The sequence below is a fragment of the Pasteurella pantherarum genome (genome assembly GCF_049670885.1).
Taxonomy (GTDB): domain Bacteria; phylum Pseudomonadota; class Gammaproteobacteria; order Enterobacterales; family Pasteurellaceae; genus Pasteurella.
Window position 1 is genome coordinate 1,178,181 of record NZ_CP187173.1, and the last position, 21,489, is coordinate 1,199,669.

The 21,489-nt window shown below is 41.8% G+C and carries 22 protein-coding genes and 2 tRNA genes; 15 read left to right on the plus strand and 9 right to left on the minus strand.

Annotated elements, in window-relative coordinates:
• Nucleotides 1–17 precede the first annotated feature (17 nt).
• From ACPEEM_RS05610 to ACPEEM_RS05665, 12 genes are all read left to right on the plus strand, one after another.
• Nucleotides 18–2,321, plus strand: coding sequence for a phage tail protein (locus ACPEEM_RS05610; protein WP_424408108.1), 2,304 nt, complete (start codon nt 18–20; stop codon nt 2,319–2,321).
• A complete protein-coding gene (locus ACPEEM_RS05615) occupies nt 2,318–2,923 on the plus strand; it encodes a hypothetical protein (RefSeq protein WP_424408109.1) in 606 nt (201 codons plus the stop codon). Before ACPEEM_RS05610 ends, ACPEEM_RS05615 begins: the two co-directional genes overlap by 4 nt.
• Complete coding sequence (locus tag ACPEEM_RS05620) at nt 2,899–3,201, plus strand: DNA helicase UvrD (RefSeq protein WP_424408111.1); 303 nt, start codon at nt 2,899–2,901, stop codon at nt 3,199–3,201. The genes ACPEEM_RS05615 and ACPEEM_RS05620 overlap by 25 nt, the downstream gene beginning before the upstream one ends.
• Nucleotides 3,180–3,944: a hypothetical protein gene (locus tag ACPEEM_RS05625; protein ID WP_424408113.1), complete on the plus strand. Its 765-nt coding sequence runs from the start codon at nt 3,180–3,182 to the stop codon at nt 3,942–3,944. Before ACPEEM_RS05620 ends, ACPEEM_RS05625 begins: the two co-directional genes overlap by 22 nt.
• Nucleotides 3,931–4,500, plus strand: a complete 570-nt coding sequence (locus ACPEEM_RS05630; RefSeq protein WP_424408115.1) for a hypothetical protein — start codon at nt 3,931–3,933, stop codon at nt 4,498–4,500. Before ACPEEM_RS05625 ends, ACPEEM_RS05630 begins: the two co-directional genes overlap by 14 nt.
• Nucleotides 4,500–6,101: a hypothetical protein gene (locus ACPEEM_RS05635; RefSeq protein ID WP_424408117.1), complete on the plus strand. Its 1,602-nt coding sequence runs from the start codon at nt 4,500–4,502 to the stop codon at nt 6,099–6,101. The genes ACPEEM_RS05630 and ACPEEM_RS05635 overlap by 1 nt, the downstream gene beginning before the upstream one ends.
• A 556-nt stretch (nt 6,102–6,657) precedes the next feature.
• A complete protein-coding gene (locus ACPEEM_RS05640; RefSeq protein ID WP_424408119.1) occupies nt 6,658–6,918 on the plus strand; it encodes a hypothetical protein in 261 nt (86 codons plus the stop codon).
• Nucleotides 6,919–6,963: 45 nt separating this feature from the next.
• Complete coding sequence (locus ACPEEM_RS05645; protein WP_424408121.1) at nt 6,964–7,191, plus strand: hypothetical protein; 228 nt, start codon at nt 6,964–6,966, stop codon at nt 7,189–7,191.
• 39 nt (nt 7,192–7,230) lie between these two features.
• Entirely contained in the window at nt 7,231–7,434 is a 204-nt protein-coding gene (locus ACPEEM_RS05650; RefSeq protein ID WP_424408123.1) for a CopG family transcriptional regulator, read from the plus strand.
• 98 nt (nt 7,435–7,532) lie between these two features.
• Entirely contained in the window at nt 7,533–7,862 is a 330-nt protein-coding gene (locus ACPEEM_RS05655; RefSeq protein ID WP_424408125.1) for a hypothetical protein, read from the plus strand.
• A gap of 191 nt (nt 7,863–8,053) precedes the next feature.
• Nucleotides 8,054–9,127 (plus strand): hypothetical protein, encoded by a 1,074-nt coding sequence (locus ACPEEM_RS05660; protein WP_424408127.1) that lies wholly within the window; start codon nt 8,054–8,056, stop codon nt 9,125–9,127.
• A 133-nt stretch (nt 9,128–9,260) separates the two neighbouring features.
• A complete protein-coding gene (locus ACPEEM_RS05665) occupies nt 9,261–9,407 on the plus strand; it encodes a hypothetical protein (RefSeq protein ID WP_424408129.1) in 147 nt (48 codons plus the stop codon).
• Nucleotides 9,408–9,462: 55 nt separating this feature from the next.
• Here ACPEEM_RS05665 and ACPEEM_RS05670 read toward each other — a convergent pair.
• From ACPEEM_RS05670 to ACPEEM_RS05710, 9 genes are all read right to left on the minus strand, one after another.
• Nucleotides 9,463–9,549: transfer RNA gene (locus ACPEEM_RS05670), tRNA-Leu, on the minus strand.
• Nucleotides 9,550–9,560: 11 nt separating this feature from the next.
• A tRNA-Gly gene (locus ACPEEM_RS05675) sits at nt 9,561–9,636 on the minus strand.
• 219 nt (nt 9,637–9,855) lie between these two features.
• Nucleotides 9,856–10,413, minus strand: a complete 558-nt coding sequence (gene pgsA / locus ACPEEM_RS05680) for a CDP-diacylglycerol--glycerol-3-phosphate 3-phosphatidyltransferase (protein WP_424402809.1) — start codon at nt 10,411–10,413, stop codon at nt 9,856–9,858.
• A gap of 105 nt (nt 10,414–10,518) precedes the next feature.
• A complete protein-coding gene (uvrC, locus tag ACPEEM_RS05685) occupies nt 10,519–12,345 on the minus strand; it encodes an excinuclease ABC subunit UvrC (protein ID WP_424402808.1) in 1,827 nt (608 codons plus the stop codon).
• Between the two features lie 30 nt (nt 12,346–12,375).
• A complete protein-coding gene (gene kdsB, locus ACPEEM_RS05690) occupies nt 12,376–13,155 on the minus strand; it encodes a 3-deoxy-manno-octulosonate cytidylyltransferase (RefSeq protein WP_424408131.1) in 780 nt (259 codons plus the stop codon).
• Nucleotides 13,156–13,202: 47 nt separating this feature from the next.
• Nucleotides 13,203–13,385, minus strand: a complete 183-nt coding sequence (locus ACPEEM_RS05695; protein ID WP_424408133.1) for a Trm112 family protein — start codon at nt 13,383–13,385, stop codon at nt 13,203–13,205.
• Nucleotides 13,386–13,399: 14 nt separating this feature from the next.
• Nucleotides 13,400–14,380, minus strand: a complete 981-nt coding sequence (gene lpxK, locus ACPEEM_RS05700) for a tetraacyldisaccharide 4'-kinase (protein WP_424408135.1) — start codon at nt 14,378–14,380, stop codon at nt 13,400–13,402.
• 42 nt (nt 14,381–14,422) lie between these two features.
• A complete protein-coding gene (gene msbA / locus ACPEEM_RS05705) occupies nt 14,423–16,171 on the minus strand; it encodes a lipid A ABC transporter ATP-binding protein/permease MsbA (protein WP_424402804.1) in 1,749 nt (582 codons plus the stop codon).
• 41 nt (nt 16,172–16,212) lie between these two features.
• Nucleotides 16,213–18,636 (minus strand): DNA internalization-related competence protein ComEC/Rec2, encoded by a 2,424-nt coding sequence (locus ACPEEM_RS05710; protein WP_424408137.1) that lies wholly within the window; start codon nt 18,634–18,636, stop codon nt 16,213–16,215.
• Between the two features lie 298 nt (nt 18,637–18,934).
• Between ACPEEM_RS05710 and dksA the strand changes: the two genes are divergently transcribed.
• From dksA to folK, 3 genes are all read left to right on the plus strand, one after another.
• Entirely contained in the window at nt 18,935–19,372 is a 438-nt protein-coding gene (dksA, locus tag ACPEEM_RS05715; protein WP_424402802.1) for an RNA polymerase-binding protein DksA, read from the plus strand.
• 165 nt (nt 19,373–19,537) lie between these two features.
• Nucleotides 19,538–20,977 (plus strand): polynucleotide adenylyltransferase PcnB, encoded by a 1,440-nt coding sequence (gene pcnB, locus ACPEEM_RS05720; protein ID WP_424408139.1) that lies wholly within the window; start codon nt 19,538–19,540, stop codon nt 20,975–20,977.
• A complete protein-coding gene (gene folK / locus ACPEEM_RS05725) occupies nt 20,978–21,475 on the plus strand; it encodes a 2-amino-4-hydroxy-6-hydroxymethyldihydropteridine diphosphokinase (RefSeq protein ID WP_424402801.1) in 498 nt (165 codons plus the stop codon).
• Nucleotides 21,476–21,489: the final 14 nt, after the last annotated feature.

The window sequence follows — 21,489 nt, forward strand, 5'->3', positions numbered from 1 at the left end:
AATAAAAAAGGTGAAATATGGCGACGTTAGTCACACAAGACTTTGAGCGAGAAATCGCAGAAAAAACAGTAAACGGCGGAACGATTCAATACGATGAATTTATTTTTGCAATGATTCCGAATTTAAACGCCGACAATTTAGCACAGCATTTAACAATCCCTGATCAAGGCTTGATTAAACATAGGCAAGCCGTGAGCCAAGCGGGAGTGATTAATGAAAATGCGGTAGTTTATTCGGTAACTATTGGCACCGAGGTGGGCGATTTCGATTTTAACTGGATCGGCTTGATTAATCGCCGCACAAATAAACTTGCGGTTGCGGTGCAAACGGACACAATCAAGAAAACTCGCAATAAAAACAACGTTCAGGGCAACAGTTTAACGCGTAACGTATTGTTAGAGTTTACAGGTGCTAAACAGCTTACAGGCATTAGTGTAGACGCTAACACGTGGCAGATTGATTTTTCGGTGCGACTTCACGGCATTGATGAAAAAATCCGTTTAACAAATCGGGATTTTTACGGGCGGGCGGTGTTTTTCGATGATGCGTTTTTAGTAAAACGTGGCACGGGGAATAATTACACAATTGACGCAGGGCATGCATACGTTGAAGGCGTGCGGGCAGAGTTGAAACAAACGCAGACTATTCAAGCCCCGTCACTACCCTGCTCAATCTATTTAGATGTAGTTCATCATTGCACAGTCACAGGGGCATATGAAACAGAGATTAAATTTCTCAAACAGTCAAAAAGCGATTATTTAGACACCACAAACAAACAGCATTACGTGCAGATTATCGCCGATATTGATCGTTCGGGCGTGGTTACTGATCGCCGATTATTGCCCCACTGGCTTGGCATTACGCCGAAAGACTTAGACGACACGACAACAAGCACGAAAGACAAAACGGGGCATACGCACCGCTTACCCCTTGCAAGCCTAGTTAAAAAAGGGCTTGTGCAGTTGTATTCAGGTTATGACAGCGACAGAGAAGACCTTTCAGCCACCCCGAAAGCGGTTAAAGGTTTAAAAGGGTTGATTGATTCACTTACACGAAATCTGAATAACTACATTCCGAATAGTAAGAAATCAGACGCCACAAACTCAAACTCAAGCGATACCGTGGCGACTAGTCGAGCCGTTAAAACCGTGGCGGATTTATTCGCAAATTACATTCCGAATAGTAAAAAATCGTCAGCAGTCAATAGCAACAGCGAAGATACGGTCGGCACCAGTAAGGCGGTGAAAATCGCCTATGATCGAGCGGTTGAGGCAGAGAAAAAAGGCTTGCCGATTGGGGCAATTGTCGCTTTTCCGAAAGAGGTCAATAATCCCAACGGCTTTTTATTATGCAATGGCACAAGATTTAGCCAAAGCACCTATGGCGATTTATATCGAGTTTTAGGGCGGGACGTTTTGCCTGATCTTGTGCGGTCAGATATTGGCATGCTTGCTTATTTCCCCGTTGACCAAGTACCTAAGGGGTGGTTTGAATGTAACGGGCAGACAATTAACCCGAGTACGCATTCAGAGCTTGCGTCATTCTTACGTAATACATACGGCACAAATAAACTGCCGAATGCTCAAGATAGATTTATTCGAAATGCGGGCAACGGCTTGCGAGTGGGGCAAACGCAAGAGGATCAGATTAAAGAACACGTTCACGGCATTAATTTTAGACTTCATAATGAAAACGGGGTGAGAAATAATTGCGTTGCGTCGGGACGAGATGTAGAAGACGTATCATTTAATGGAAGTAGTGAAAGTTTCGGAGGGAATGAGACTAGACCGAAATCGATCGTATTTAAATTGTGTATTAAAGGCAAGGATTTAAACGACGGCGTTCGTTATTGGATCAAGGCTTTTGGCGATGTGCAAAATGCAGGAGCATTAGACGCAAGTCGTTTAGCTCAAGGTTTACAGCTTAAAGCAGATTTAAATCATCAGCACAGAAGTGGGGATATTACCGATTTTGAACAAGCGGTAAATAACGTTATAAATCAGAGTTTTACTTATCAGAAAATCGGTGATTTTGAGATCTGGAAATTTCCTAACGGTTTGATGATTCAAACATATAGATGGGCTTTGCCTGCGGGAAGAAATTCCCCCGCAGGAGGCGACTCATTTAATTGGGCAGTGGCGTTCGTTGATAAGCCGAGAATTTCGATTAGTGCTGAAATAAATTCAGCAAACCAAGCAGACACTTGGATCAATTTGGGTAAAACGGGAACGGGAAGTAAGTGCGTTTTTTATATTAACGAAAGTTACTTCCACAATGAGCAAAAGCACGTTGAATTTCACGGAATTGGGAGATGGAAATGAGAATTTTTTATAAAGATGGATTTTATACTGAAGATCAATTAGTACCCGAAAACGCAGTAGAAATCACAGAAGAAAAATACACAGAGTTATTGAACGGACAGTCGGCGGGGCGGGTTATTATTAGCGATAATTCGGGCAATCCGATTTTAACTAGCCCTGCTCCGTCAGGCTTTCACAAGTGGGACGGTTCGGCGTGGGTGATTTCGGAAGACGATCGCCGATCATTAATTAAAAGCCAAAAAGAAACGCTATTAATCATGGTTGCAGACAGAGCGGACGAATTGAAAAATGCATTATTAGCAGGCTATCCGCAAGCGGAAATTGCGAGTTTCTACAAGCAGGAAAAAGAAGCACTGGCTTATAAAGAAAATCAAGACGCTGAAACGCCAATGCTTAAAATGATTGCGAAAGTGCGGGGCGTGCCTTTTGAGTTATTAGTTGAAAAGGTGATTGAAAAATCAAATCAGTTCGCCGTCGCTATTGGGGCGATTATCGGACAGAGGCAGAAGTTCGAAGACCGAATTTTAGCAACGGACGATTTAGCAGAATTAGACAATATGAATAAAGAGGTGACCCGATGGGGGTTAAATTTAGAAAGTTAAATCAGTGGTTATATAACGTAATCATTGCCATTGATCAGTTAGTTAACGCTATTTTGGGCGGTTGGGCTGACGAAACATTATCTAGTCGGGCATATCGTGGGGCAATGTTAGAAAAGCAACCCCGCAAGCGTTGGCGGGTGATTTATCGCTTAATTGAAGCGTTGTTTTTCTTTGAAAAGAATCATTGCAAAACGGCGTATGAATCAGAATTAAATCGCAAGCAGTATCCGAAAGAATTTAGAAAATGGGCGGGCGTATGTGGAAAAAACAACAATTAAAACTTTCCCCGCAGGCTAAAAACACGCTTGAACAAGCACAAAGGGGGATTATTTCCCCTTTTTCTTTATCCGCAAAGGGATTGAAAGTGGGCGTGCATAATTGGACGCACGGAATAAAAGAAAAATCAAACCGCTACTTATCGCCAGAAAACGCCGTTAAGGCACTTTCGGCAAAGCTTGTTGATTATGCCGATCCGAATCGCCCCCGTGGGCGTCAAGACGTGGTCGCAGTGATGATAACGAGTAACGATATTCAAGACTTTATCAGCAGACTTGAGAAAGTGGGCGTGTTGTTGCAGGAGCCGACGTTTAAACAAGCGTTAGACTATGCAAAAGCCAGTAAAGACTTGCAAGAAACGAAGATGATTAAAACGCCGACAATTCAAAGCCCCGCCTTTACAAAATCGGCAGATATTACGCCGAGTTCAAATAGAGAAATGCAAAGTATTTTACGTAATGCGATGAGTGCAGCAAAAGCAAGCCAAGCGGGCGATCCGCAAGCGAAATTGACCGCACTTTTAAACGCGAAACGGGAAAAAGAACAGCAGAACGCGAAGAAAGTGGCGGAGATGTTAGAAACAAGCGTTTTAGTTGACGCATTTAGTACGTCGGACTTTTTAGAGTCGGCAGACGTGAAAATAAAATTAAATATCCCGCCCGCAAGCAACGTATTCACAGCTTGCGTGATGTTTATCGGCGAGGATTTATCAACAATTAAGGGAATGTTCAATGACGATCATTAAACGCAATCCAAGCGTGCAATTGGCGTTAGACGGTAAGCCCGTTTATTTGCATGATATTAATATCAATGCGAGCGTAAAACGTGATGATAAAGATATGAGCGGGCAGAAATCTAGCACAAAAAAAACAGATAAGGGAATCAAAGCAAAAGAACTGCAGGTTTACGGCGTGATCCCGTATGCCCGCAAGGAGTGGTTAACGGACTTATTCAAGTTAGCGGAAGCAGAAGATCAAAAGGGCGAGCAAGTGAAATATCGAGTTTCTTGCTTGTTGGCTGAGGCGATCAATATGCGAGAAGTGCAATTTTCAGGCACGGTCAGTGCGACAGAGATCGGCGATAAGTTGGCGTGGTCTGTATCTTTTACGTTGCGAGAAGTGAACTCAATTGCAGAGAAGAAAGAGCAACGCAAGCCAAAGCCAAAAGTTAAAACACAAAGCGAAAAAGCCCCTGCGGCGGAATCTTCAACACCGACAGCCGAGGCGAAAAAAGCAGAAGAAAAACCAAAAGAAGAAGATCGATCAGTCTGGAAACAGATTGACGACGCACTGGGGGAATAATGAAAATTATTAAAAGCGTTCAGATTGACGGCGAAGAAGTCGAGCTTGCACAAGAAGACTTGATTTTAGAGCTAAACAACACGGGGCGGGGGTTCGTCACGGTTCGCACAGATAAACCATGCGAGGGAAAAAGTGCGGTGATTTTTGTCGGCGAATACGATCATTTTTATAAATGGTTCGACGGGTTCGTCGAGCGGGAACAGTTAGCCGAAAACGGCTATAAAAAGTTATTCGTGCGGGAAAAAGTGGCGATTTTTGAACGCCCGCTTAATTGTTCGCACCGTCATATTACGTTAAGGGATCTTTGTGCGTGGCTTACGTCAAAAGCGGGCATGGTGGTGAAAGTGCCAACGGCGGACTATGCCGACACGCCGATCCCCCTTTTCACGCATGCGGGCAGTGGTTATCAGCTTTTAAATAATATCGGGCGGCAATATCAGATTAAAAATTACATGTGGCAACAATCGCCAGATGGCAGTTTATTTGTGGGGTCGCATGATGATTCACGGTGGCACGGGCGAGATGTACGGATTGATGATAGCGTTACGCTATCAAATGGCAGTAACGATATGACACTGCCTATTGCCCCCGCTATCAGACCTGGTGCGGTGATTAATGGCAATAAAATTAAAACGGTGCAGTTGAAAGGTGATGATTATATTTTAACGTGGGACAGCTTAGACAAAGACGGCAAGCCGTTGCAAAAAAGCCCCGAACGCCGACAAATGGAAAAAACATTCCCCGAACTGGCGGGCGGTTATCATTTGCCACGTTATGCAAAAGTGGTCGGCGTGGCTGATCCGTCGGGTGCGGGTGATATTTCCGACCCTTTCCGCCCGAAATACGCCGTTGAATTGCAGTTATTAGACGAACACGGCGAAGTTGATCAGACAGTGCCAGTTTATCCCGCCGTGCCGTTGCCCGTGACGAGTACAGGCTCACAAGGCGGGGATTTTGCTTTTCCCGAAGTCGGCACCGTGGTAGAAGTGGGCTTTGCCTATGGGCGGTCTGATAAGCCTTTCGTTCGGACGATGTTAGCACAAGATAAGACGATCCCAAGCGTTGAAGTGGGCGAACAGTTAAAACAGCAACGCCCCGAGGTTTACGAGCGAACAGACGCCGCAGGCAATAAAACACGAGAAACCGATCAGCAAATCAAAGATAAATCATTCACCCGAGTGATTGAGTGCGATCAAGAAACAAAGACGATCGGCACGTCAGAAAAAACCGTTGACGCAGACGCAGACGAGATGATCGGCGGAAATAAAAGCGTGAGCGTGGTGGGAAACTATGACGAGACAACAGCAAGCAACAAAAGCACAGGCGTGGGCGGAAAGTTACAAGAGCGGATCGCAGGCGTGGCGGAGCGTGTGTCTGATACAAAAAACAAATTCACTGCCCCACTTAGTTACATGGGAACGGGCGGACAAAATATTTTTAGAATCTTGGAAGAATTGATACAGATTGTTGCAGAGATTGCAGACACCGCAAGCAGTCACACACACAACGGATCGCCCCCGCCCGACCAAGGCGAGCAATTCTCACAACAGAACAGCAGAGCGACAGCAGAGAAAGCGAAGTTAAGCCCAATTATTGAATGATAAATGATGTTGACGAAATTAATTACGTCGACATAAGCACAAAGCCACGCATTGACGTGGCTTTTTTTATGCGTGATTTTCTATTGCTTAATGATAAAAATGCCACAGCGTGCGAAATAAAGCCCCTACACGTACGAAACCGCCCCGCCCGCCACGGAAACTTTCCACGGCAACGGCGACGCCACGAAAAATCCACTTCCTCCCCCGCCGAATTTTTGACGCGTTTTTGTGTTTTTTCAGTTAATTTTTACTTAAAAAGCCCGCTCACGCCTTACGGCAAAAGGATCTATAAAAAAGATCTTAACTGGAAAATTTCACTTAATTACAGCTAATTACAGTTAAAAAAGATCGTAAAAATCAAAATGGAATTGATAACGCTTTGAAACTAAAAGGAATAATTAGATTTTACGTGGCGATTTTTGCGATTTTCTTAACTGAAAACAAAAAAATAAAATAATTTAAAAAAAGTGTTGACCTTTAATTATTATATGGTACTATATAAACAACTTAACGGGATAAGCCCTTAAGTTCTACAAACTAAAAAGGAAAACATACTATGAACGCACAAATTCAAAACTACGACTTAAACGCAAACGCAAACACCTTAGAACAAGTGGTTGAGCTTATCAACGAACACGACGAAAGCGGAGTGCAAGGGTTTGACTACTTAACAAATAACTTCATCGCGGCGGCTTATGCTTATCAATGTTGCGAGGGTTACGAGTTCAGTTTAGACTCGGCTGAATATCATTTAGAAATTTTAGAAGAAAACGGGGCAAACTTTGACAAATACAAAGCGTTAGAGTTATTAAAATAAATCACACCCCCGAAAGGGGGTTAATAAAAAAGGAAGGAAAAGAAAATGATCGCAAAGCAAATTATAGTCACTAGTCTATCTAATCATATTGAAGACAGATCAGCCGCTGAACATATCAATAGAACAGTCTCGGAAAGCATAGGGGCGACAGCCTTTAACGGAAAAGAGCAAGAGCGAATAATTAAGGCTTTTGAAGATGAGATAGCGTCTTGCCATGAGTCGATTAGAAAGAATTTAAAAATTGAAATAGAAGAAATCGAAATAGAAGAATAAGACAAAGCCCCGAAAGGGGCTTAATTATAGGGATAAAATATGACGTATAAAAAACTAACCGAAAATACAAAAAAATCTATTGCCAAAAACGCCGCAGTTTATACTGCTAAAAATTACGTGCAGAAAAATATTAAATTAAAACCCGAGGTTGCCGAAAAGCTAGAGAATTTATGCAAAGAAAAAGGGCTTTCATGTGCGGGGCTGATTGAGGAAATGATAGGCATGATAGAAAATAAAAAATAATTAAAAAAAGTGTTGACCTTTAATTATTATATGGTACTATATAAACAACTTAACGGGATAAGCCCTTAAGTTCTATAAACTAAAAAGGAAAACATACTATGAGCAAATTAACCTCTCAACAAGAAAAAGCAATCCGTGCATTTAAATTTCAGTTTAACTATTACGGTGCCTATGGTTTGGGCGATGTTCTAGACGCTTTTGAAAGCGAGGGCGACGATGAAGATGGTCGTATCTTCTTAGCTACTTCATACGCACTTAATGGTGCGTCTGAATCGGGTTATTTCGATATTGAAAACGCCGAGGCACAATTAGAAGCCTTACGCGAGTATGGGGCAGATTTCGATTTTAATAAAGCCCTAGAGCTTTGCGAGGCATTCTTCAACGCCGTAGAAAAAGGATTATATGAAATCGGCGAAACACTAGAATAATGAAAATTGCCCCCTTTTCTTGGGGGCTTTGTCTTTTTACGAGGTAAATTATGATAGGAACGCACGCACCTAAGCTTTTTAATTCAAAAATAAAACAAACCGCAATTAATGCGGATATTATCGAAAATGTGCCAAGCTATATAATCAGTTCAAAAACAATCAACCTACGCCAAAAATACTGGGCTTTGCCATTGACCGCCGCAGAAATGGGCGTTTATCGTGCAATAAGTGAAGAAGAAAGGAAACAGCACCCGCAAAAAATTCCCAATATTGAAGATCCGAGATTAGTAAAACAGTTATTAATGCCGTTTCAAAATTCCTATATTTCCGTTTCTCCCGTGCCGTCGTGCGGGGTATTGCACGAGATTAGCCAGAGGGGCTTTGAAAATAAAATTTTCCCAATTTACCGCCGCACAATTCAACCCGTTTTTTCGGCATGGTCAAATCATGGCGAAATGCTTTTAGCTCAAAAGGGGCGGATTGCGTTATTAATAAAATCACTTATTGAATCACGCCAACAAAAAAAATCTAAATCGGCATATTTAACGATAAAATGCCGAGTGGAAAAAATGAATGTATCTAGTGGCATGGCAGCCATTCTCTTTCCGTCAATCACTGCTATTGGCGGTGCAGTTCACACGATAGAAAGAGCGGTTAATAAAAAGCTAGATTTTGCTATCGGCTTTAAAAACCTTTCTTTTACAAAATCGGGCGTTTTGAGTAATGCGGTAAAAGGGAAAAAAGTTATACCTCAGTTAACCCTTGACGAAATCACCGCAACCGCAGATGTAATTATTTTATTAAAGCTCAAGCGTGGAACAAGTGAAGAAGAAAAAAAAGAAGTTTTAGACTATTTGCAAAGTAACCCGCTTAATAGAATTGCGGGCGGGACGACGTGGGAATATAACGCCTACTTTGCCCCGTATAACGATAATTATACGTTTGTCGTTGATGACTCAAGAGAAGTAGAGCAAGAGTTACAAGAAGGCAAGGACGCCCTTGATGTGGCGTTTGATAAATATAAAAATAAAGGTGAGGTAAACGAAACAGGGCTTTTTGAGATAACAGAGAAAACGGGGGTTATTATTAATCATACGGGGTATGCGTTTTTAGAAAGCCCCCGCCCCCGTGAGCACACTAGAAATAACTACCCTCATGCATGGGTCGAACCTGTTTTTAGTGTCGTCAAGCAAGAAATATTCTCAAAAAGTGTATTTTGGACTAGAAAAGAAGAAAAGTTCGGTGTAATATTTAGTCACCGCTGAATAAGCGGCTTAAAAAATTATACTGCTATTTTTACTAAAAGATTCACCGCTGAATAAGTGGTTAAACAAGTTATCTTTTTGTATTTATAACAGGCTTAACCGCTGAATAAGCGGAGATGGAAAGGCGATCTTAATGGTCGCCTTTTTCATATCTGAAAAGTGGCGATACAGCCACCCTGCCGAATTTTCACCGCCACAAGTACAGCCACCGCAACGAATCAAAACAGCCACTGAACAGCCACCAGTTAAAGAATATAAGAAAGAGAAAGGCGGATTTTAGATATAAAAAAAGTCGCATTGTGCGACTATCTTATTGCATTGCTTGAAGTTTTAAATGGTGCCCGAGGCCAGACTTGAACTGGCACGCTTCGAAAAGCGAGGGATTTTAAATCCCTTGTGTCTACCGATTTCACCACTCGGGCAATTTAGGATTTGGAGCGGGAAACGAGGCTCGAACTCGCGACCCCAACCTTGGCAAGGTTGTGCTCTACCAACTGAGCTATTCCCGCTTTGCTTACTGACTTACGTCATTCCTAAACAACGAGATGCATTTTACTGATTTATAAAAGTCTGTCAATAAGAAATATTAAAAATGATAAAAAAAACAGATCGTATGATTAAAAAGAGATCACTTCTTACCTGTTGATATTGCTATAAATATTTCTTGCTTAATAAAAATACATTTTGTGGATTCATTATAAACAGGCTTTTGAAAGTGAGGCGTTTTTTTAAGGCTCAATATCATCTAACAAACTGCCTTTTGCGGCTTTTAAATATTGCAACATAGACCACACGGTTAAAATGGCAGCAACGTAAAGTAAGATAATCGCAGCAATTTCCATCAGCACATTATAACGCCACAACAAGCCACCTAATGCTAACATTTGTGCCGCCGTTTTCACTTTTCCTACCCAAGAAACAGCCACTTTACTCCGTTCGCCAATTTCTGCCATCCATTCACGCAACGCAGAAATAATAATTTCACGAGAAATCATGATCACCGCAGGTACGGTTACCCAAAAGGAATGATGATATTCTACGACCAAGACAAGTGCCACCGTCACCATCACTTTATCTGCAACGGGATCTAAAAAAGCACCAAATCTTGTGGTTTGTTTCCATTTTCGGGCGAGATAGCCGTCAAACCAGTCGGTCACCCCAGCAATAAAAAAAATGAATGTCGTCAAGAAAGGTGCCCAAGAAAAGGGTAAATAAAAGGCGATGAGAAAAAAAGGAATGAGAATGACACGGAATAATGTCAGGAATATTGGGATATTTAGTTTCATAAATCGAACATCGGTCGCTAGCGTTTTTATAATGCATTTATTCTAAAACATATCCGTGTTATTTGAAAATGGAATTTTCCTGCTAAGCTAAATTTATCAAGGGGTTTAGTGGTGTAAAGCTTCATAAATTTTTTCGGCTAAGGCAGAGGAAATACCTGGTACGGAAGCGATTTCATCTAAAGTGGCATTTTTCACCCCTTGCATCCCACCTAAATATTTCAATAGGGCTTGTCGACGCTTTGCCCCAACGCCTTCAATGGCTTCTAATCCACTTTGAATGAAGGCTTTCTGACGTTTTTTACGGTGCCCACTAATGGCATGGTGATGGCTTTCATCACGAATATGTTGAATTAAATGTAAGGCGAGGCTGTCTGCAGGTAAATGTAAGGCTTTATCTTGCTTACTGAGAATCAATGTTTCTAACCCTGCTTTACGATCCACACCTTTGGCAACCCCAATTAAGTGCGGTCTGTTTTTATCCCATTTTACATCTAGATGACGAAAAACCTGCAATGCCCGATTAAGCTGCCCTTTCCCACCATCAATAAAAATGACATCTGGAATTTTGTTTTCTTCTAAAGGTTTATCATAACGTTTCAATAAGGCTTGCTCCATGGCGGCATAATCATCCCCTGCGGTAATGCCTGTAATATTAAAACGGCGATAATCGGATTTTAAAGGGCCATGACGATCAAACACGACACAAGATGCAATCGTTTGCTCTCCCATTGTATGGCTGATATCGAAACATTCCATACGGTGGATAGGGTCAATGCCTAATAATTGCTGTAAGGCGAGATAACGTGCTTCAATTAAATCGGTTTGTTTTAATTGACTCATCAAGGCCGCCTTGGCATTCATTTGTGCTAATTGAAGGTATTTGCTTTTTTCACCTTTCGCTTGATCCTGAATGCTGACTTTACGCCCAGCTTGTGCGGTTAATAATGCTTCAAGCTCATGCTTCTCCGTTAATTTATGATCCACAATAATGCTGTTGGGAATTGTCCGCCCTTGGTGTGCTTGCAAATAAAATTGCCCAACAAAGGTGGTGGTTAATTCATCTCGTGATGTGTTGGCTGGAACTTTAGGGAAATAGCTCCGATTCCCCATCACCTTGCCTTGTCGAATAAACAGAACCTGTACACAAGCTATCCCTAATTGATAAGCAATGGAAAGAATATCCATATCATCAAGGCGATCGGTGGAAATCAGTTGTTTTTCGATCACCGCTCGCACCGCTTGGATTTGATCCCGAATGCGTGCGGCTTCTTCAAAATGTAATTGTTGGCTCGCTTCTTCCATTTGTTGAATCAAATAGGTTAACACTTGTTGATCTTTGCCTTGTAGGAATAAACGAGCAAACTCCACTTGTTTTGCGTAGTCTTCATCACTCACATAGCCCGCCACACAAGGGGCTGAACAGCGTCCAATTTGATATTGTAAGCAAGGGCGAGAACGGTTGTTATACACCGCATTTTCACATTGGCGAATAGGGAAGAGTTTTTGTAATAAGGATAAGGTTTCACGCACGGCACTGGCATGAGGATAAGGCCCGAAATACTCACCTTTAACTTTTTTACTGCCTCGGTAAGCCGTTATGCGGGGATGGCGTTCATGGGTTAATAAAATATAGGGATAGGATTTATCATCACGCAGTAAGACATTATAACGAGGCTGATAACGTTTAATATAATTATGTTCAAGTAATAACGCTTCGGTTTCCGATGTAGTAATGGTGGTGTCAATCTTTGCGATGGCAGCCACTAACGCTTCTGTTTTTTTACTGCTGACCTGACGGCGAAAATAACTGGAAAGGCGTTTTTTAAGATCTTTTGCTTTGCCCACATAAATCACCTGATCTTTATCATCATACATACGATAAACACCAGGTAAATGTGGAACATCAATTAAAAAAGCTTTTGCATCAAACATAATACGCTCAGGCGTCTTTCGACGCCATCATCAAATCTTTTGTAAAATTGACCGCACTTTTTCTAAATCTTCTGCGGTATCCACGCCAACAGGTGGGATTTCTTTAGCCAATTCCATATGGATTTTTTCACCATGCCATAACACCCGCAATTGCTCCAAGCTTTCAAGTTGTTCTAATGCACTGGGTGCCCATTGGATATATTGCTTGATAAACCCTGCTCGGTAAGCATAAATCCCAATATGGCGTAAATAATGATCGGCAAGATTGAGTTCTGGTAACGATGTTTGTTGTTGTTTTAATTGGGCAAATTGATCCCGATCCCATGGAATGACGGCTCGTGAGAAATAAAGCACATAACCTTGTTTGTCTGTTACCACTTTAACCGCATTCGGATTAAAAAGTTCTTCCGCATCGTGAATTTTTACCGCTAAACTTGCCATATTCACCTGATGCTTAGCTAAATTTTCTGCGACTTGTTGCACAATTGAAGGTGGAATTAAGGGTTCATCACCTTGAATATTCACAATAATTTCATCATCTGGAATGGCGAGTTTTTCCACCACTTCTGCCAGACGTTCTGTCCCCGATTGGTGTTTTTCCGAGGTTAAACACACTTCTGCCCCAAATGCAGTGGCAACATTGGCGACCTCTTGATGATCCGTTGCAATAATCACACGGCTTGCCCCCGATAATGTTGCTTTCTCAAAAACATGAGCAATCATCGGTTTCCCGGCAATATCTGCCAAGGGCTTACCTGGTAAACGTGTGGAGGCATAACGTGCTGGAATAATTACGGTAAAAGTTGTCATCGCAAAGACCTTCTCATAGGAATCAAAAGGAAAGATACAAGTTAAGTTTACTCTGATGTATTCAGCTCAGATAAAGGAATTGCTTGCTCAGCTAATAAAACAGGAATCCCTTGATTAATGGCATAAGCGACTTTATCAAAGGAGCAAATCAGGTGTTGTTTATGTTGCTCAAAGGTTAAACGACTCTGACAAATGGGGCAAGCCACAATGTCTAATAATTTTGAATCCATCTTTTCTTCTCCATTTATTTTGGAATGCATTGTTGAAAAATCTTTTGTAAAAATGACCGCACTTTTTCGCCGTGAATTTGTGCTTCCACTGGCACAAACCACCAGTTTTCTTGAGCAAAAGCCATACATTTGACCGCATCTTTTTCTGTCATCAATAAAGGTCGCTGATGACCAAATTTTTCCAGTTGTTCTGCCGAAAAGTGTTGGTGATCTTGAAACGCCTGATGTTCTGCCACCTGAATGCCTAGCTCTTGTAACATCCTAAAAAAACGTTGTGGATTGCCAATTCCTGCGATCGCTGAAACGGGCATAGGTTGAAAATCCGTTAAAGGACGTTGTTCACCTGTTTTTAAATGACAGGCATAACGAGGAATAAGCAGCATGACAGCATCTGCCTTGGGATTTTCTGCACCGTGACTAATCACCAAATCCACACTCTTTAAACGGCTCGGTAATTCACGCAATGGCCCTGCGGGTAACACAAAACCGTTGCCTAACCCTCGAGTCGCATCCATCACCACAATTTCCACATCACGTTGGAGTGCATAATGCTGCAAACCATCATCACTCACAATTACATCACAAGGTTGTTGTTGCAATAACAATTCGATCGCCTCTTGACGATTCGGAGAAATGACCACAGGCACACCTGTTCGTTTCGCAATCAACACTGGCTCATCACCTGCTAAAACAGGATCACTGTCTGGCTTAACCGACAACGGATACACTTTCGACTGGCTACCATAACCACGAGAAATGACCCCCACTTGAATGCCTTGTTGTTGCAATTGTTGCACCAGCCAAATCACAACGGGGGTTTTACCATTGCCCCCCACCGACAAATTTCCCACCACAATAACAGGAACAGGGGGACGATAAGAAGAAAGAATGCCTTGTTGAAACAACGCTTTTCGAATGCGTGTGATGAGCCAAAAAAGCAAAGCAAGCGGTGATAACAACCATGTTAACCAAGAACGAGAATACCAAAATTGCATATCACCTCTTTATTATTGTGAAGTCAGCTACTTGAAAACAAATTAATGGCTAAATTGCATACTATGTAATTGCTTATACGCCCCATTGCGTGCCAATAATTCGCTGTGCGATCCCCGTTCTTTCACTTCACCATGCTCAATCACTAAAATTTCATCGGCATTTTCAATGGTTGAAAGTCGATGAGCAATCACAATCACGGTGCGATCTTTTTGTAATTTTTCAATGGCTAATTGAATCGCACGCTCAGATTCCGTATCTAACGCAGATGTGGCTTCATCTAAAATTAGGACTGGAGAATTTCGCAATAATGCACGAGCAATGGCTAAACGTTGGCGTTGTCCGCCTGATAAATTAGTGCCATTTTCACCAATGACGGTGTCCATGCCATGTTCTAATTTTTCAATAAATTCCATGGCGTAAGCATCTTTTGCGGCTTGTAAAATCTCTTCACGGGAATATTTATCTTTGGCGGCATAAGCAATGTTATTGGCAATCGTGTCATTAAATAAATGCACTTGTTGAGACACCACCGCACAATTTTCACGTAAATTTGATAAGCGATAATCTTGAATATTGATGCCATCTAGGGTGATCTCCCCCTGATCCACGTCATAAAAACGGGTGACTAAATTCGCAATAGTGGATTTTCCTGAACCCGAACGCCCAACTAATGCCACCGTTTTTCCTTTTTCCACATCAAAAGACAAATTATTTAACGCTGGCTCTGATTTCCCTGCATAAGTAAAGGTGACATTTTTAAAACTTAAATACCCTTCTACTTTATCGGATTTGTGTGTACCCCGATCGTTTTCTGTGTCTAAATCCAATAAGGCAAATAAGGTTTGACAGGCAGCCATACCACGTTGGAATTGTGCATTGACATTGGTTAAAGATTTTAATGGACGCATCATGGCTAACATAGAGGAAAACACCACGGTGAATGAACCAGCCGTGAGGTTTTGATCCATAATCGTCGGGACGGTTGCCAGATAAAGCACTGCGGCTAAGGAGAAAGAGGCAATAATTTGCACAATCGGGTTAGAAATGGCATCTGCCATCATCATTTTCATGCCTTTACGACGCATGTCGTTGCTCACATGATTAAAGCGTTCTTCTTCCACGATTTGTCCACCAAAAGACAACACCACTTTATGCCCTTTAAGCATTTGCTCGGCAGTGGAGGTTAACTCCCCCATGGAATTTTGCATATTTTTGCTTAACTCACGGAATTTTTTTGACACCACTCGAATCAAAATGGCAATAATCGGCCCAATTAAAAACAAGACAAGAGATAGTTGCCAGCTGGTATAAATCATCACCACAAATAGCGAAATAATATATGCCCCTTCACGCACAATCGTAATTAACGCCCCAGAGGAGGAATTTGCCACTTGTTCGGAATCATAGGTAATGCGAGAAAGTAAACGCCCTGTGGAATTTTGATCAAAGAAAGTAACAGGCATAAACATCAAATGTTTGAAAATGCGACGACGCATCATCATCACCACTTTGCCAGATACCCAAGCTAAACAATAAGAGGAAATGAAGTTGCTCAATCCCCGTAAAAAGATGACTAACACCACCACAACCGCCATTTGGCGTAAAAAAGACGTGTCTGCTTTGCCAAAGCCCTCATCAAGCAAAGGTTTTAATAAGGAAATCAGCCCTGCATCGGCTAAGGCATTGATCACTAATGCCACGGCGGAGACGATCAACCCAAGTTTGAAAGGTCGAATTGTTGGCCATAACCGCTTAAATGTTTGAATTGTTGAAAGATCTTTATCTTGCATAATCTCTAATAGGAATAATCAATAACTGCCGCATTGTACCCTTATTTTGTTTTTAAGCCAATTAATCTGCGATACCAAGGTGAAAATTCTGTCCTTGCCGTTTGTACATTTATCTGATTTTGTTCAAACTGAATACGGATTTGTCCCGCATGTGCCGTATTATAAATTTGGCTTGATGCTTGCGATAAACGTGTCATGACAACTTGATGAGGGAAGCCCCAAGCATTCCAACGACCACTGGAGATTAATGCAATTTTCGGTTGTATTTTATGCACGAATGCCTGACTGGTAGAGGTTTTACTGCCATGATGTCCGACTTGCAAAACATCAATCGCTGGAAGCATCGGCAATATGTGTCTTTCCACCCCCACATCGGCATCCCCTGTTAATAGGACTTGATGAACCCCGTCTGAAATTAAGATCACGCAAGAATCTGCATTTTTCGCACGTTTTACCCTGTTTTTTGGCGAAAGCACTTGAAAATGCAAACCTTGCCAATGCCATTCTTGTCCCTGAGTGCAAAAAGTGCGGTCCGTTTTGCCATAGTTTTGAAAAGACGGCGTGACTAATTCCGTCTGCGGAAAATGCTGTAACAGGGTTTTCGCACCACCAGCATGATCATTATCATCATGACTTAAAATCAATTTATCGACGGGTATCCCTTGTCGTTGTAAATAAGGCAAAATTTCTAACGTAGCCATGCTCCCACCTTGCCAAGAAGCCCCTGTATCATACAAAATGGCACGATCATTTTTCACAATTAACATCGCCAACCCTTGCCCGACATCAAGGGTGTCTAACTGCCAAGTTGGCTTGTTAAGCAAATGCACGATACCATACATCACCATGCCAAGGCTTGCACAAACACAACTGCCTATTATGCCTTTTTTGTGTGATGGCGAGAGCCGAATCTCAGGATTAAGAGACAGCCCTTTACGCCATGTTGCTAAAAGATCTAAAGGGGGCGATGACGTTGGCGATTGCGGATAACAATAATAAATTGCCACACCAAATAGCCCGATCAGCAAGAAGGAAATGCCGAATGCTTGCGAAGTGGATACCGTCAACCATTGCCCCGTAAAATAAGATAAACCCTGCGTAATGCTATCGACAAAAACATGGGCGAGTGTCCATGTGGAAAAGAGGTTTTGAGTTAACAAGGTGAATAAAATCACGGGCACCACAAGAAAAGAAAATAACGGTACCACAATCAAATTCGCCATCATGCCAGACCAAGAAATGCCGCCAAACATCAATAATTGAATGGGCATAAAAAGCAATAATAAGCCGATTTGCAAATGCAATAAACTGATGAGCCAACGCCCTACGATCCCCATTTGCTGAGGCAATGTCCCCTCTCGCCAACAAAGTAAATGCAATGGGAAATATTGATACCAAATCATTAAAGCACACACCGCACCCAACGAAAGCCAAAAACTCCCCGACAAACACATTAAGGGATCGTAGACAAGTAAAAGGGCAACGCCACGCAATAATAATTGCCAAGGGGTGTAATAGAAGCGAGATAACCGCAAGGCGAATACCCATAATAAAGCGAAAAAAGCACGCTGGGTTGGAATGGCAAATCCTGCTAACATGGCATAAATAAAGGCAAGGGCTAAGCCAACATAGATCGGCAAGGTCGGAGTAATGTAAACGCTCGGTAAAAAAAATTGAATCCCTCGCCCCAAATAAAATCCCAGTGCCATGGCTAATCCAATATGCAAGCCTGAAATGGCAATTAAATGGGCGGTATTGGTTTGTTGATAAATTTGCCACTGTGCTGTTGGCAGCCAAGCTCGTTCACCGAATGCCAGTGCAAGTAACAGACCTTGCGTTGAAAAAGTTTCCGTTTGTTTGAAGGTATTCATCAGCCAGTGATCACGCCATGAAAAATCTTCACCTATTTTGACCGCACTTTTTACACTTGCCCATGCGGTGATACCTTTCGAAAAATACCATTGTTGCCGATCAAATCCCGCAAAATTCAAACGAGAAGAAAGAGGGCGTAAACGCAAGGTCGCTCGCCAAGTCTCCCCTCGCTTAACCTTTTCATCACGCTTCCATTGAATATAAACTCGCTGTTGAGGCAAATGGGGTTGCAAGTTTGTGGTGGCAATAAAGGTTTGATAATGCTGTTGCTGTAACACCTCAACCACTTTGATTTCAGCCTCTAATTGCTTCGGCAAATGGGCGATCTGATCCGCTTGTTGAGATAAGGTCAAGGCATAGGCATGGACATAAGCCAGACTGCATACCGTCACAAAGGCATAAATAAAGTATGATTGCACCTTATTGCCATGGTAAGCAGGCTTAAGCCGAAAAAAGAGAAATAAAAGAAGGAACAACGCAGCTATTATCACCGCCCAATAGGAAGAAAGAAGAAGAAAATCGGGTAACCACAGCAACGAGAATGCACTGAAAACAAACAATAATAAGCAAATATCAAGAGAGATTTTTTTCACAAACATACCTTTTCTATCCCACATCACAACCTCTACTCTATACAATAAACATGCTTATGATGTGTACAACGAAAAAGCGATTTTGGAACATCCCTCGTAAAAAAGAGATTTATTCCGTCAAAAAGTGTAAATCAGATAAATTTCATTTGATCATTTGTGCGAGTTCTGATATTTATATCGCTTTTTAAAATACATGGCATTTTTAGCAACGCTTTAAATGGGGTAAATCAACACCACTGCGTGTGAAAATATGATTTCAACAGTATTACGGATGACTTTCGATTAGGAGATACCAATAATGTCTAAATCCTCTTTAAGTATATTAGCCTTGGCTGGTGTTGAGCCTTACAAAGAAAAGGTAGGTGAGGAGTACATGAATGAAGCACAATTGCTTCATTTCAAGAAAATCCTACAGGCTTGGCGAGATCAAATTGTAGATGAGGCCACACGCACCGTTGCCCATATGCAAGATGAAGCCTCAAATTTCCCTGATCCTGCTGATCGTGCAACCCAAGAAGAAGAATTTAGTTTGGAATTGCGTGCTCGTGATCGTGAACGTAAATTATTAAAGAAAATTGAAAACACCTTAAAAAAATTAGAAACAGGTGATTTCGGTTATTGTGATTCTTGTGGCATTGAAATTGGTATCCGTCGTCTAGAAGCTCGTCCAACTGCTGATCTTTGTATTGACTGTAAAACACTCGCTGAAATTCGTGAAAAACAAATGGTAGGTTAATTCCCTTTTCTTTTTCCATAAGTGAAATAAACCTGGTAGTCAAAAATAAAAAAGTGCGGTCAATCTCACCGCACTTTTAATAATCATATCTCATCACATAGTACGAGGTTAACTATTTTAAAGTACATCAAAAATCTGTTTCATAAAAAATCAAAATCCCATTTAATGGAAATGTCTCAAACAGATACTCACCCGAAAAAACAAAATAACGAATCCTCTGAAAGAGCCACACCAGCTTTTGTTCAGTCTCATTCCTCAACCTCTAAAAAAACGTCTTCCCCTTATCGTTATCACCAACATGTTGTCAAAGCCTCACAATTAGGTATTACACCAAGAATGATTAATCGTAATGCCCTGAGTGTGGTCGAAAAACTGCATCGTCAAGGCTTTGAGGCTTATATTGTTGGCGGTTGCTTGCGAGATCTTCTACTGGGCAAACATCCGAAAGATTTTGACGTGGCGACCAATGCTCGCCCAGAACAAATCCAAGGGATTTTTCAACGTCAATGCCGTTTAGTTGGACGACGTTTTCGTTTAGCCCATATCATGTTTGGGCGAGATATTATTGAAGTCGCCACATTTCGTGCGAACCATACAGAAAGTCGCAATGAAAATCATGCAAAACGTAGCGAAGAAGGCATGTTATTACGAGATAACGTCTATGGTACGATTGAACAAGATGCCGAACGCCGTGATTTTAGCGTAAATGCCATTTACTACAATCCGCAAGATAATACATTAAGAGATTATTTTAATGGCATTGAAGATTTAAAAGCAGGCAAGTTACGTTTAATTGGGGATCCTGAAACCCGTTATCAAGAAGATCCTGTGCGTATGCTACGGGCTATCCGTTTTATGGCGAAGTTGGATATGTTCTTAGAAAAACCTAGCGAAGAACCGATTCATCGCCTTGCCCCGTTGTTAAAACATATTCCACCTGCACGTTTATTTGATGAAAGTTTAAAATTATTACAAGCGGGACATGGGGTAAAAACCTATCAATTACTGCGTAAATATGGGTTATTTGATCAGCTTTTCCCTGCTCTAATGCCTTATTTCACCGAAAAAGGCGACAGCTTAGCAGAACGAATGATGATCACAGCTCTCACTTCCACCGATGAGCGAGTGAGCGATAATTTGCGAGTCAATCCTGCATTCTTATTTGCCGCCTTCTTTTGGTATCCGTTCCGTGAAAAAGTCGAGATATTAAAAAATGAGGGGGGGCTCAATAATCATGATGCTTATGCCCTCGCCAGCAATGATATTTTGGAATTATTCTGTCGAGCAATTGCGGCACCTCGTCGTCATACGGCAGTGATTCGTGATATTTGGTTTTTACAGCTACAACTTTTGAAACGTACTGGTCATGCTCCCTCTCGTGTTATGGAGCACCCTAAATTCCGTGCCGCTTTTGATTTATTAGTAATGCGAGCAGAAGTGGAAGGAGGCGAAGCCATTGAATTATCGGCTTGGTGGCATGAATATCAATTTAGTAATGTAGAACAACGTGATGTGTTAATTAAAGAACAACAACGTTTACACCCGAAACCTAAGAAAAAATATTATCGTGCGAGAAAACGCCGTAAACCTAAAGCGGTGGAATAAATGCAAAACCAAGAATCATTACAACGTTGTTATATTGCATTAGGCAGTAATTTAAATGCCCCAGTTGAGCAATTGAACACCGCCATTCAAGCCTTAGCACAGTTGCCAGAGACACAAATGGTGCAAGTTAGTAGCTTTTATCAAAGCAAGCCACTGGGACCACAAGATCAACCTGATTATATTAATGCTGTGGCTTGTATTGATACTCGCCTTGAACCACTGGAGCTATTGGATCAGCTCCAACACATTGAAAATACACAAGGTCGAGTACGCTTACGCCGTTGGGGAGAGCGGACGTTAGATCTAGATATTTTGTTATATGCGGATCAGATCATACAAACAGAACGCTTAACCGTTCCTCACTATGCCATGCACCTACGTGAGTTTGTGATCATTCCTTTGTTTGAAATTGCCCCCACACTTTGTTTACCCACGGGGCAAACCCTAGCTGAATTGGCTAAGCAATTTAGCCAGCATCAAATGCAAAAATGTGCCTAAAACAAACCGCACTT